The 12,599-nt window shown below is 69.8% G+C and carries 12 protein-coding genes and 1 riboswitch; of the genes, 3 read left to right on the top strand and 9 right to left on the bottom strand.

Features of this window, described 5'->3' with window-relative positions; all coding sequences use genetic code 11:
* The first annotated feature begins 108 nt into the window (after positions 1-108).
* On the top strand, positions 109-534 hold the full coding sequence (locus ABZ893_RS03030) for a cytidine deaminase (protein WP_361395720.1): 426 nt from the start codon (positions 109-111) through the stop codon (positions 532-534).
* A 60-nt stretch (positions 535-594) separates the two neighbouring features.
* On the opposite strand, the gene ABZ893_RS03035 is transcribed toward ABZ893_RS03030, so the two are convergent.
* Positions 595-2,154, bottom strand: a complete 1,560-nt coding sequence (locus tag ABZ893_RS03035; RefSeq protein ID WP_361395723.1) for an APC family permease — start codon at positions 2,152-2,154, stop codon at positions 595-597.
* A gap of 241 nt (positions 2,155-2,395) precedes the next feature.
* On the opposite strand from ABZ893_RS03035, the gene ABZ893_RS03040 reads away from it, so the two are divergent.
* Positions 2,396-3,019, top strand: a complete 624-nt coding sequence (locus tag ABZ893_RS03040) for a TetR/AcrR family transcriptional regulator (RefSeq protein ID WP_361395726.1) — start codon at positions 2,396-2,398, stop codon at positions 3,017-3,019.
* A 96-nt stretch (positions 3,020-3,115) separates the two neighbouring features.
* Here ABZ893_RS03040 and ABZ893_RS03045 read toward each other — a convergent pair whose 3' ends face one another.
* Both ABZ893_RS03045 and ABZ893_RS03050 read right to left on the bottom strand, forming a co-directional pair.
* A complete protein-coding gene (locus tag ABZ893_RS03045) occupies positions 3,116-3,907 on the bottom strand; it encodes an SGNH/GDSL hydrolase family protein (RefSeq protein ID WP_361395729.1) in 792 nt (263 codons plus the stop codon).
* 172 nt (positions 3,908-4,079) lie between these two features.
* Positions 4,080-4,658, bottom strand: coding sequence for a M23 family metallopeptidase (locus ABZ893_RS03050; protein ID WP_361395731.1), 579 nt, complete (start codon positions 4,656-4,658; stop codon positions 4,080-4,082).
* A 4-nt stretch (positions 4,659-4,662) separates the two neighbouring features.
* Positions 4,663-4,858: riboswitch (cyclic di-AMP (ydaO/yuaA leader) on the bottom strand.
* Positions 4,859-5,274: 416 nt separating this feature from the next.
* Here ABZ893_RS03050 and ABZ893_RS03055 point away from each other — a divergent pair.
* Positions 5,275-6,072, top strand: a complete 798-nt coding sequence (locus ABZ893_RS03055; protein ID WP_361395734.1) for a tyrosine-protein phosphatase — start codon at positions 5,275-5,277, stop codon at positions 6,070-6,072.
* A gap of 51 nt (positions 6,073-6,123) precedes the next feature.
* Here the strand turns inward: ABZ893_RS03055 and ABZ893_RS03060 are convergent, their stop codons facing one another.
* The 6 genes from ABZ893_RS03060 to hpnH all read right to left on the bottom strand — a co-directional run bounded on the left by ABZ893_RS03060 (position 6,124) and on the right by hpnH (position 12,596).
* Positions 6,124-6,333: a DUF6126 family protein gene (locus tag ABZ893_RS03060; protein ID WP_361395737.1), complete on the bottom strand. Its 210-nt coding sequence runs from the start codon at positions 6,331-6,333 to the stop codon at positions 6,124-6,126.
* Positions 6,330-6,992, bottom strand: coding sequence for an XRE family transcriptional regulator (locus tag ABZ893_RS03065; protein WP_361395740.1), 663 nt, complete (start codon positions 6,990-6,992; stop codon positions 6,330-6,332). Before ABZ893_RS03065 ends, ABZ893_RS03060 begins: the two co-directional genes overlap by 4 nt.
* A gap of 87 nt (positions 6,993-7,079) precedes the next feature.
* Positions 7,080-8,465 (bottom strand): aspartate aminotransferase family protein, encoded by a 1,386-nt coding sequence (locus ABZ893_RS03070; protein WP_361395744.1) that lies wholly within the window; start codon positions 8,463-8,465, stop codon positions 7,080-7,082.
* A complete protein-coding gene (dxs, locus tag ABZ893_RS03075) occupies positions 8,462-10,375 on the bottom strand; it encodes a 1-deoxy-D-xylulose-5-phosphate synthase (RefSeq protein WP_361395747.1) in 1,914 nt (637 codons plus the stop codon). The genes ABZ893_RS03070 and dxs overlap by 4 nt, the downstream gene beginning before the upstream one ends.
* Positions 10,376-10,397: 22 nt before the next feature.
* A complete protein-coding gene (gene ispG / locus ABZ893_RS03080; RefSeq protein ID WP_361395749.1) occupies positions 10,398-11,567 on the bottom strand; it encodes a flavodoxin-dependent (E)-4-hydroxy-3-methylbut-2-enyl-diphosphate synthase in 1,170 nt (389 codons plus the stop codon).
* A gap of 6 nt (positions 11,568-11,573) precedes the next feature.
* Positions 11,574-12,596 (bottom strand): adenosyl-hopene transferase HpnH, encoded by a 1,023-nt coding sequence (gene hpnH / locus ABZ893_RS03085; protein WP_361395752.1) that lies wholly within the window; start codon positions 12,594-12,596, stop codon positions 11,574-11,576.
* Positions 12,597-12,599: the final 3 nt, after the last annotated feature.

A 12,599-nucleotide genomic window follows, 5' to 3' on the forward strand; every position in this document is an offset into this window, starting at 1 on the left:
ATGTGAAGCGCCGCCCGGGATCCGTCCCGGGCGGCGCTTCGCTGCCGTACGGCGCGAGGCAGTCGCCGGCGCCATAACATCGCCCGTATCCCGACGAAGGCAGAGGTCATGAGCACCCATCCCCACCCCGTCGACCACGAACTCGTCGAGGCGGCGACCCACGTCGCTCGCACGCGCTGCCGCGGGGACAACCACACCGTGGCCGCCGCGGCCCGCGCCAGTGACGGCCGGATCGTCACCGCGGTGAACGCCTACCACTTCACCGGCGGCCCCTGCGCCGAGCTGGTCGTCATCGGCACGGCGGCGGCGCAGGGCGCGTACGAGCTGGAGACGATGGTGGCCGTGGGCGACCGCGACCGGGGTGTCATCCCGCCGTGCGGCCGGTGCCGTCAGGCACTGCTCGACTACTTCCCCGCCCTGAAGGTCATCGTCGGCGCGGGCGACCGCCTGCGAGCGGTCCCCGTCACCGACCTGCTCCCCGAGAGCTACGTCTGGCACGACCACCAGCTCGACACCGAACCCACCACCGGCTGACACGTGAAGAGGGCCTCCCCCACCCGGGGAAGGCCCTCTTCACGAATCAAGCGTCTACGTCTATACGTCCACACGCCGTCGCGTCTTCGCGCCCATCGCGTAGAAGACGATCCCGATGCCCACGAAGAGCAGCAGCGGCACCACCTGGCTGAGCGTGTACTCCAGGCGCTGGCCGGCGAACGACGCCGGGAGCGAGTCGGCCGCGTTGCCCGCCGTGCCGAACCAGCCGACGCCGAAGCCCGGCCAGATCAGGACGACCACGGTGAAGGCCACGAGGCCGGTGGCGAGCGCGCTCACGATCCACGTACCGACCCGACCGCCGGGGACGGCGTACGGCCGGGGCTGGTCGGGGTACTTGCGGCGCAGGACCGCGAGGCTCGGGAAGGTGATGACGTACGAGATGAACGTGGTGCAGATGGTCAGGCCGAGGCCGGCGGCGAAGTACTTCTCGCCGTTGCCGTCGGTGAGGTTGAGGGCGACCACGAAGAGGATGGAGCCGAGGACCGCGGAGAGCAGGTTCACGCGGACCGGGGTGCCGTGCTTCTCCGAGATCTTGCCGAGCCAGGCCGGGCCGGCGCCGTCCGCACAAGCGACGGCCTGCGCGCGGTGGGCGCCCATGGCCCAGGTGACGCCCGAGGTGAGGAGGCCGATGATGAGGCCGGCCGCGGCGACACCGCCGAAGACGGAGCCCATGCCGGTGAGAGTGACCGTTCCGTCGGCGGCGACCGATCCGCCGTAGACCGTGAACACGGCCTTGCACGCGTCGATGAAGCCGCCGAGGCTGCCGATCTCCTTGCTGGGCAGCACGAACAGGATGCCGAGGATCGGTCCGCCGTAGAGGACGACGGAGGCGAGGCCGGAGCGCAGGATGGAGAGCGGGATGTCGCGCCGCGGGTTCTTCATCTCCTCGGCCGCGGAGCTCGGCAGCTCGAAGCCCACGTAGTTGAAGATCAGGACCGGGACGAGCGCCACGAAGCCCGCGTACGTCGGGACGAACTCACCCGAGGGCAGGGCGTGCACGCCGTGCTGGACGGCGAACACCACGACGGAGACGAGGAAGAAGCCGAGCAGCACGATACGGGCGACGGCACCGGCGATGGGCACCCACTTGCCGATCCGCACGGACTGCACGACGGCGAGCGCGCCGCCCCAGATGAAGACGAGACCGGCCGCGTACTTCCACAGGCCGGGCAGCGGGGTGAAGAACTCCTCCCACGTGGTGAGGGCGATGATGCAGAGGCTGCCGCCCACCCAGACGGGGTTGGAGATCCAGTACAGGAGCTGGTTGACACCGGCGACGAGCCGTCCGAACGCCAGCCGCGTCCACACGTAGGGGCCGCCCTGCACGGGGAAGGCCGAGCCGAGTTCGGCCACGAGCAGGCCGTACGGGAGGAAGAACACCAGGGCGAGGATGGCCATCCAGGTGAGGCCCTGGGGGCCTTGTGCGGCCACGGAGCCGATGGTGTCGAGCCCGACGAGGGTGCAGATCAGGAAGAACAGCACGTCCAGCCTGCGGAGGTCCTTCTTGAGCCTGGATCGCTGTTCACCCCAGCCTTCTGACAGGTCGGGTTCGCCCGAGGCGGGCTGCTCGGTCGGCGGAATCGGCGGCGCTTGGGTCACGGGGAAACTCCTGCTGCACGGCGGGGCACGGGGCTCGACGCTGCTTTACGGGACCGGTCTGCCCGGACGGTGCTCGCACCGGCCTTCGAGCGGTCTCCCGATCAGCTATTGACTGAACAGCCAGTCAGTAAGCGAGACTGTGACGGCCCTCACCGGACACTGTCAAGAGTCGTGCACGAGCCGGTCTCACGAGGTTCACCACCCGGCCCCGAACGGCGGACCCCGTGTGTAGGGTTACCGCGTGGCAAGAGTCCGGTTGAGCGTGGCCGAGCGGCGTGAAGAGCTGCTGGGGGCCGCCATCGAACAGATCGAGGCGCGGGGCGTGGCTGCCGTGCGCATCGCCGACGTGGCCGCGGCGCTCGGGGTGAGCAACGCGCTTGTGCTGTACCACTTCTCGACCAAGGAGAAGCTCGTCGCCGCCGCCTTCGCACACGCCGCCGAGGGCGACCTGGCGCATCTGCGCAAGCTCCTCGGCAAGCGGACGACGGCGGTGCGCCGACTGCGTTCGGCGGTGCGCTGGTACGCGCCCACCGGGCAGGCCAAGGGCTGGCGGCTGTGGATCGAGGGCTGGGCGGCGGCGCTGCGCGAACCCGCGCTGCGGGAGGTCACCCGCGATCTCGACAAGCAGTGGAAGGCCGCGCTGACCGAGGTCGTCGCCGAGGGTGTGGCCGCGGGCGAGTTCCAGTGCCCGGATCCGGCGGGCGCGGCGCTGCGCCTGACGGCCCTCCTGGACGGGCTCGCGGTGCAGATGACGGCGTACACGGGGACGGTGTCCCGAACGCGGATGCAGCAGTGGGTGGACGAGGCGCTGGCCCGCGAGCTGGGCCTCGCACGCGAAGACCTGACGGCGACGACGGCGGGCTGACGCGCCTGCCTCGGGATGCCGGGCTGACGCGCCCGCCCCGGGATACAGACGTGGGGAGCCGTCCCGAGGGCCGGCTCCCCTGAAGATCAACTCCCGTCAGAGCGGCAGCAGATCGGGCCGCTTCGCCTCGACGTGGTCCCCGGACGACTCGCCCCGCAGCCGTCGCCCGATCCACGGGACCAGGAACTCACGGGCCCAGTGGATGTCGTCGCGCCGGACCTCCAGCGTGCCGCGCGGCGCCTGCGGCGGCCAGGGCTGGTCCGGGTCGGCGGGCACGTCGACGCCGAGCACCTGGCCCGCCCGCAGCGCGACCCGCGTGTGCCCCTCGGGCGAGAGGTGCAGCCGGTCGTCGTCCCAGGCCCGGCGGTCCTGGACCGTCTTCAGCGACCACAGGTCGAGCACCGGGCAACCATGGCGGTCGGCGATCGCGCGCACATGTCCGTTGTACGTCGCGATCTTGCCGCGCAGATGCTTGAGGACCGGGACGTCACGGGTGTCGAAGCCCGTGGTGACCATGACGGTGCCGACGGCGGAGGTCAGTTTGGCCACGGCCTTCTCGAAGCGTTCCGCGACGTCGTCGGGGTCGGTGCCGGGCCGGATGATGTCGTTGCCGCCGGCGGAGAAGCTCACCAGCTCGGGGGCGAGCTCCATGGCGCGCGGGAGCTGGTCCTCCACGATCTGGTCGAGGAGCTTGCCGCGCACGGCGAGGTTCGCGTACCGGAAGGAGTGCTCGGGGGTCCGGTCGTCCAGGAGGACGGCGAGGCGGTCGGCCCAGCCCACGAAGCTGCCGTCGGGGCCGGGGTCCCCGACGCCTTCGGTGAAGCTGTCCCCCACCGCCGCGTAGGACCGAATCGTGCCGCCGCTGAGTGATCTCGATTCGTTTGCCACAACCACACATCTTTCACCCGGGGATGTGACCTACGCGACCGTAAGGAGGGGTTGACGAGTGGTGACATAGACCACCCGGTCAGTTTCGGCATTCCAGGAATACGGCCCCCGGAGTACGCCCGGAGGGGCGGGCCCGCGCCGGGCCCGCCCCTTCGGTGTCACGCTGCCCGGGTCAGACGGAGACCCCGTGGGCGTTGAGGTACGCGACCGGGTCGACGTCCGAGCCGTAGTACGGGGTGGTGCGGATCTCGAAGTGCAGGTGCGGTCCCGTGACGTTGCCAGTGGCACCCGAGAGGCCGAGCTGCTGGCCCTCGGTCACACTCTGGCCGGTCGAGACGGACAGCGCCGACATGTGGGCGTACTGCGAGTACTTGCCGTCGGGGTGCAGGACGACGACCTCGTTGCCGTACGCGCCGTCGTAGCCGGCGGAGACCACGGTGCCGGCGGCTATGGCCTTGATGGACGTGCCCGTCGGGACGAGGAAGTCCACGCCGGTGTGGTAGCCGCTGGACCACATGGGGCCGGGGGTCTTGTAGGCCGTGCCGATCTTGGCGCCCTGGACGGGCAGCTGGTAGCCGGCGCTGGCGGAGGCCTGGATGGCCAGCGCGGGCGCCGCGGCCGGGGTCGCGGCGTGGGCGCCGGCGGCACCCAGCAGGGGCAGCGCGATCGCGGCGCCACCGGCGACGACCAGGGCGGCGGTGCGGGTGAGGTTCAGGGACTTCGGACGGCGGTGCTTACCCTTCGCGGGCATGGCGGATTCCTCTCCGTCGCCTGCGAGGTGAGCTGTCGGGTTCGGGCTGGAGATGCCCGGCCGGGCCCTGTTCGGGCACGGCTTCACCCCGAGCCGTCGCCGGTGTCCCGGAAACGGCGTTCTACCTGGGTCCCCCGCTCCTGCCGGCACGGATCTGGATGCGGATTCCGGTCGGCGGCAGGATTAGGCGTTCCGTCCGGATTGCGGTGAACGTAAGCGAGCGGGGAGCGCCACGACAAGGCCCGAACGCCCTTGCGCGGCCCGGGTCTTGATCCTTTGCTGATCCACTCCGGAGCACGCCGTCACACTCCGTGGACTCCCGATCTTTGCAACTGTTATTCCTAAGGGGAGTTCAAGGGAGTTCACTCGGCGCGCCCGTCACGCCCGGTCACGGCTATGAGGCTGCTCACATATGACACGCCATGTCACGTCATTTCAGGTCTATTTATGACTAACGAGTCATTCAATGACTTACTGGTTTATTTAGGTCATTCAGGGCGCAATGGCGGCCCCCTTCTGACCCGTCGCGTCGCACATGGTTGCCCCTGGAATCCATGTCGTATCGTCGAGAACGCCCGCAGGCGAACAGCGCCGCGGCCGACCGGGAGGAGCCCCCGTGACGCAGCAGGTCCCGTCCACCGAGCCCGAGTTGGCCGGAGTGCGCAACTTCCGCGATGTGGGCGGCCTCCCCACCGTGGACGGCCGTCGGGTCAAGCAGGGCGTGCTGTTCCGGAGCGGTCACCTCGCGCACGCGACGCCGGAGGACGCCGAGTTCCTCGCCTCGCTCGGGCTGCACACGATCTTCGACTTCCGCAACGCCGCCGACCAGCGCCTCGAAGGCCCCGACGTCACGCTGCCCGGCGTGCGGAACGTGAATCTGCCGCTGACCGACCCGGCGGACGGCGCCGAGTTCTGGAAGATGGTCCGCGACGGCCACATCGACGAGCTGCGCGCGGCCCTGTCCGAGGGCCAGGCGGCGGACCGCATGATCACGTCGTACCGGGCGATCATCAAGGAGCGGACCGCCGAGCACAGCCAGGTGCTGCACGCCATGGCCGAGGACAGCGTGCCCGCGCTCATGCACTGCGCGGCGGGCAAGGACCGCGCGGGTCTCTCGATAGCGGTCACGCTGCTGGCCGTGGGCGTGGAGCGCGACGCGATCGAGGCGGACTACCTGGAGTCGAACGCCGCGCACCGCCGCTACAAGGTGCACCGCTCCAGCGCCGACGAGGACGCGATGTCCCCCGAGGTCATGGAGCTGCTGAGCCCTCTGTTCGACGCGCGCGCCGGCTATCTGGCGGCCGCCTTCGAGACGATCGAGGAGACGTGGGGCTCGGTCGACCGCTACCTGGAGGAAGGCCTCGAGCTGACCCCGGCCGAGCGTGATCGCCTGCGCGAGCACCTCCTCGACTGACCAGGACCAGGACCGGGATCGGGACCGGAACCGGCTCTTGGCCTCACGGCGTCACCCGCGCGAGGCCCCCAGCGTGAACAGCAGGTAGATGAAGGCCGCGACGATGTGCCCGGCGAAGACGTAGACGAGCAGCCGCACCCAGATGCCGCGCGGGAGCCTGTCCTCCACGTCGCGCCGGCGGACGGGGTTCACGGGCCCGGTCACATCACCGGTCACGCCGGTGGTCACGTCGCCGGTCACGTCGTTGGTCTCCGCGTTCATCGCGGGCCTCCCAGGGTCGGTTCGCCGCCGCCGGCCGCCGGTCCGAGACACAGCGCGGCGGACGGGCTCTGCAGCAGGGTGTGGACGAAGAGCAGTTCGGCGCCGCCGCGGTCGGCGGCGGCGATCCGGTGCGGGGTGAGCGAGTCGAAGTGCGCGCTGTCCCCCGCCTCGAGCCCGTACGCGGTGTCCCCGAGGCGCAGCCGCAGCCGCCCTTCGAGGACGTACAGCCACTCCTCGCCGGGGTGGACCCGCACGATGTCGCCCTGGGCGCCGTACGGCACATGGACGCGCAGGGCCTGCATCCCGCGCCCGGGGGAACCGGCCTGGCGATAGATCCAGCCGCCCGCCTCGTTGGGTTCCATGTCACCGGCGCGCACGACGGAGTTCTGGTCCGCCGGAGTCTCCCCCAGGACCTCCGAGACCGTCGTACCGTAGGTGCGGGCGAGGGCGAGCAGCATCGGGAGCGAGGGCTGGCGGCGCCCCGTCTCCAGGCGGGAGAGATGGGCCGGCGAGAGTCCGGCGGCGCGGGCGGCGGCCTCCAGGGTGAGGGCGGCGCGGCGGCGCAGTTCGCGCAGCTGTGGCGCGACGACAGGCAGCTCCGTGGGCTCGGGGCCGGGCTCCGAGGAGTCCGGAGCCGGCTCCGGCAGGGCAGGGCTCATACCGTCGATTGAGCCAGAGCCGTGCCTCTAGGGCAAATTTCTTGCCCCAGAGGCAAAAGCACCTCGCGCAAACCTCACGCAAAGGCTTCAGCGGTTGGCGACCGCCTGCTTCACGAGCGTCTTGCCGAAGTCCCACATCAGTCCGCCGCCCGAGTGCGCGTCGTCCATGACGGCGGTGAACGCGTCGACGAAGCGGTCCACCTCGCGCTCCCCGATGATCAGCGGCGGGATCAGCTTGATGACCTCCAGGTGGTCACCGGAGACCTGGGTGAGGATCCGGTGCTTCTGGAGCAGCGGTACGACGACCATCTGCGCGAAGAGTCCCTTGCGCGCGGCCTGGAGCATCGTCCAGCGGCTGCGCAGTTTCAGGGATCTGGGCCGCCCGAACTCGATGCCGATCATCAGGCCCCGGCCGCGTACGTCGCTCAGCAGCTCGTAGCGGTCGACGAGTGCGGCGAGGCGGGACTTCAGGAGTTCGCCGGTCGCCCGCGCGTTGGCGACGGTCTGCTCGTCCTCCATGACGGCCAGGACCGCGAGACCGGCGGCCATGGCCTGGGCGTTGGACCCGAAGCTGGCCGAGTGGACGAGCACCCGGTCCATGGACGAGTAGACCTTCTTGAAGATCCAGTCCTTGCCGAGGGTCGCGCCGACGGGCACATAGCCGCCGGACAGCGCCTTCGCCACGCACACGAGGTCGGGTTCGACGCCGTCCTCGTGCTGGTAGGCGTAGAAGTCGCCGGTCCTGCCGAGGCCCGTCTGGACCTCGTCCGCGATGAGCAGGGCCTTGTGCCGGTGCAGCAGTTCCTGGGCGGCGCGCAGATAGCCGGGCGGCGCCGCGTGGACGCCCTTGCCCTGGATGGGCTCGACGATCAGCGCGGCGACGTCGCCCTTCGCCAGCTCCGCGCGCAGGGCGTCGAGGTCGCCGAGCGGCACCGCGGTGTCCGGCAGGAGCGGCGCGAAGCCGTCCCGGAATCCGGACTCGCCGTTCACTGACAGAGACCCGGTGGTCAGCCCGTGGAAGGCGTGCCCGCAGTACAGGATGCGTGGCCTGCCGGTCGCGTACCGGGCGAACTTCAGCGCCGTCTCGACGGCCTCGGTGCCGCTGTTGCCGAAGAAGACGCGGTCCAGGTGCGGGCTGTGCGCGAGCAGTTTCTCGGCGAGCAGGCCCGGCAGCGGCTGGCAGTCGAAGCGGGTGAGGTCGGCGAGCGAGGCGTCGAGGACGTCGTGCAGGGCCTTGCGGACGACGGGGTGGTGCCGGCCGAGTCCCATCACGCCGAATCCGGCGAGCATGTCCAGGTAGTCGTCGCCGTCCCGGTCCCAGAAGTACGCGCCCTCGGCCCGCTCGTAGACCTTGTCGAAGCCGATGGTGTGCAACATGCGCGGGAGCTGGTGGTTCAGGTACTTCTCGTGCAGCTCGTAGCGCTCGGCGCCGCGCTCGGCCAGGAGCCGGCCGAGATCGAACTCCTTGCTCATACGTCGTCGCTCTCCTTGCCGGCCGCGGGGGCCTCGGTCACGGCCCTCTGGGCCATGCTGGAACCGATCCGCCCGGCGATCTCGACGGGCGTGAGTCCGATGTCGGCGAGCACCTCAGCGCGTTTGGCGTGCGCGAGGAACTGCTCGGGGATCCCGAACCTCCGTACCGGCACGTCGACTTCGGCCTCACCGAGCGCGAGGGCCACGGCGGAACCGACGCCGGCCGCCTTGCTGTTGTCCTCGACGACGGCGACCAGCTTGTGCCGGGCGGCGAGCGGCGCGAGGTCGGGGTCGACGGGTTTGACCCAACGGGGGTCCACGACCGTGCAGTTGATGCCGCGTGCCGCGAGGAGTTCGGCGACCTTGAGGCAGACCGGGGCCATCACGCCGACGGAGACGACGAGCACCTCCGCGTCGTCGGCGCGGTGCAGGACGTCGAGGCCGCCGATCCGGTCGACCGCCGGGATCTCGGGTCCGGCGGACTCCTTCGGGAAGCGTACGAGCGTGGGCGCGTCGTCGACGGCGACGGCTTCCCGCAGCTGTGTGCGCAGTTGTTCGGCGTCGCGCGGGGCGGCGATGCGCAGGCCGGGCACGACCTGGAGCACGGACATGTCCCACATGCCGTTGTGCGAGGGCCCGTCGACACCGGTGACGCCCGCCCGGTCGAGGACGAAGGTGACGCCGCACTTGTGCAGGGCGACGTCCATGAGGAGCTGGTCGAAGGCGCGGTTGAGGAAGGTGGCGTAGACGGCGACGACGGGGTGGAGGCCGCCCGTCGCGAGGCCGGCCGCCGAGACCGCCGCGTGCTGCTCGGCGATGCCCACGTCCCACACACGCTGCGGGAACTCCTCGGCGAACTTCGTGAGTCCGACGGGGTGCAGCATCGCCGCGGTGATCGCGACGACGTCGTCCCGCTCACGGCCGATGCGGACGAGTTCGTCGCCGAACACCGAGGTCCAGGAAGGCCCGTTGGACGGTGCGAGCGGTTCGCAGGTGAGCGGGTCCATGACGCCGACGGTGTGGAAGTGGTCGGCCTCGTCCGCGAGCGCGGGCTCGTAACCGCGGCCCTTCTCGGTGAGGCAATGTACGAGTACGGGCCCGTGGAACCGCTTGGCGCGGCGCAGCGCCGACTCGACGGCGCCGATGTCGTGCCCGTCGATGGGGCCCACGTACTTGAGCCCCAGGTCCTCGAACATGCCCTGCGGCGCGAAGGCGTCCTTGAAGCCCTTCTTGGCGCCGTGCAGGGACTCGTACACCGTGCGTCCGATCACGGGGGTGCGCAGGAGGACGTCCTTGCCCCAGGCGAGGACCTTCTCGTAGTTGTCGGTGGTGCGCAGGGTGGCGAGGTGGTTGGCGAGGCCGCCGATCGTGGGTGCGTACGAGCGCTCGTTGTCGTTCACGACGATGATGAGCGGGCGGTTCTTCGCGGCGGCGATGTTGTTCAGCGCCTCCCAGGCCATGCCGCCGGTGAGTGCCCCGTCGCCGATGACGGCGACGACGTGGCCGCGCTCCCCCAGGACCTGGCGGGCCTTGGCGAGGCCGTCGGCCCAGCCGAGCGCGGTGGACGCGTGGCTGTTCTCGATGACGTCGTGCTCGGACTCCTCGCGCGACGGGTAGCCGGACAGGCCGCCCTTGCCGCGCAGCTTCGAGAAGTCCTGACGGCCCGTCAGCATCTTGTGCACATAGCTCTGGTGGCCGGTGTCCCACAGGATCCGGTCGACCGGTGACTCGAAGACGCGGTGCAGGGCGACGGAGAGTTCCACCACCCCGAGGTTGGGTCCCAGGTGACCTCCGGTCCTCGACACGGCGTGAATGAGGAACTCCCTGATCTCCGCGGCCAGTTCGGCGAGTTGTTCCTCGCTCAGCGCCTTCAGGTCGCGCGGTCCCCGGACGTTTTCCAAGATCGGCACGCTCGGGCCCCCTCTCCGGTTGTTATCGGCTCACGGTGACGTCCGGCGTGCCCGAGGCCACGCCGTCCTTCTCCATCTGCCCGGCGATCTTCATCGCCTCTTCGATGAGCGTCTCGACGATCTTCGACTCGGGGACGGTCTTGATGACCTCGCCCTTCACGAAGATCTGACCCTTGCCGTTGCCGGAGGCGACACCGAGATCCGCCTCGCGCGCCTCGCCGGGCCCGTTCACCACACACCCCATGACGGCGACCCTGAGCGGCACCTCCATGCCGTCCAGACCCGCTGTCACCTCTTCGGCCAGCTTGTAGACGTCGACCTGAGCCCGCCCGCACGACGGGCAGGACACGATCTCCAGACGCCGCTGCCGCAGGCCGAGCGACTCCAGGATCTGGATGCCGACCTTGACCTCCTCCACGGGCGGCGCGGACAGCGAGACGCGGATCGTGTCGCCGATCCCCTCACTGAGCAACGCCCCGAAGGCGACGGCGGACTTGATGGTGCCCTGGAACGCCGGACCCGCCTCCGTCACGCCCAGGTGCAGCGGGTAGTCGCACTGGGCCGCGAGCTGCCGGTAGGCGTTCACCATCACGACCGGGTCGTTGTGCTTGACCGAGATCTTGATGTCGCCGAAGTCGTGCTCCTCGAAGAGCGACGCCTCCCACAGCGCCGACTCGACCAGTGCCTCAGGCGTCGCCTTGCCGTACTTCTTCAGGAGCCGGGCGTCCAGCGAGCCCGCGTTCACACCGATGCGGATCGGGGTGCCCGCGTCCTTCGCGGCGCGCGCGATCTCCTTCACCTTGTCGTCGAACTGCTTGATGTTGCCCGGGTTCACGCGCACCGCCGCACACCCCGCGTCGATGGCCGCGAACACGTACTTCGGCTGGAAGTGGATGTCCGCGATCACCGGGATCTGCGACTTCTGCGCGATCGCCGCGAGCGCGTCCGCGTCGTCCTGCGTGGGGCACGCCACCCGCACGATCTGGCAGCCGGCCGCCGTCAGTTCGGCGATCTGCTGCAGCGTGGCCCCGACGTCCGAGGTCCGCGTCGTCGTCATCGACTGCACGGACACCGGCGCTCCGCCCCCCACGGCCACCGGCCCGACATGGATCAGCCTGCTCGTCCTGCGAGCGGCGACCGGCCGGACCGGAAGCGAAGGGAGCCCGAGTGCGACAGGCTCTCCTGAACTCATGGTGTATCAGCCCCGATTCCCCGAGACGGTCTCACGGGCGGCACGGATGGACTCCTTGAGCGAGCCCATCGTGGCGAGCACGGCCGTCGGCTCGTAGCCGCAGTGCGCCATGCAGTTGTTGCAGCGGTCGTCCTTGCCCCGGCCGTAGGCGTCCCAGTCGGTCTTCTCGACAAGGTCCTTGTACGTGGTGACGTATCCGTCCGCCATCAGGTAGCAGGGTTTCTGCCAGCCGAAGAGCGAGTAGTTCGGGATCGCCCACGCGGTGCACGGAAAGTCGATCTTCCCTTCGAGGAAGTCGAGGAAGAGCGGCGAGTGGTTGAGCCGCCAGCGCCGCCTGTTCCCGCCCGCGAACGCCTTCTTGAAGAGTTCGCGGGTCTGCTCGACGCCGAGGAAGTGCTCCTGGTCGGGCGCCTTCTCGTAGGCGTAGGCGGGCGACAGCATCATCTCGTCGACCTGGAGGTCGTCGTTGAGGTAGTTCAGCACCTCGATGATGTTCTGCGGGGTGTCCGTGTTGAAGAAGGTCGAGTTCGTGGTGACCCGGAAGCCGCGCCTCTTGGCCTCCTTGATGGCCGCCACCGCCTCGTCGAAGACGCCTTCCTTGGCGACCGACTCGTCGTGGCGCTCGCGCATCCCGTCGATGTGCACCGTGAAGGCGAAGAAGGGCGACGGCTTGAACTTGTCGATCTTCTTGCGCAGCAGCAGCGCGTTCGTGCAGAGGAAGACGTACTTCTTCCGCGCGACCAGCTGCCGCACGATCTCGTCGATCTGGGGGTGCATCAGGGGCTCGCCGCCTGCGATGGACACCATCGGCGCACCGGACTCCAGGACGGCGCCCACGGCCTGCGCCACGGGCATCCGCTGCTTGAGCACACCGGCCGGGTGCTGGATCTTTCCGCAGCCCTCGCATTTGAGGTTGCAGGCGTACAGCGGCTCCAGTTCGACAATGAGCGGGAACTTGTCGCGCTTGCGGAGCTTCTGTTCAAAGAGGTACGTCGCGACCTTGATGGACTGACGCAGCGGCATGGCCATCTG

Source organism: Streptomyces sp. NPDC046821, from assembly GCF_040645335.1.
Lineage (GTDB): Bacteria > Actinomycetota > Actinomycetes > Streptomycetales > Streptomycetaceae > Streptomyces.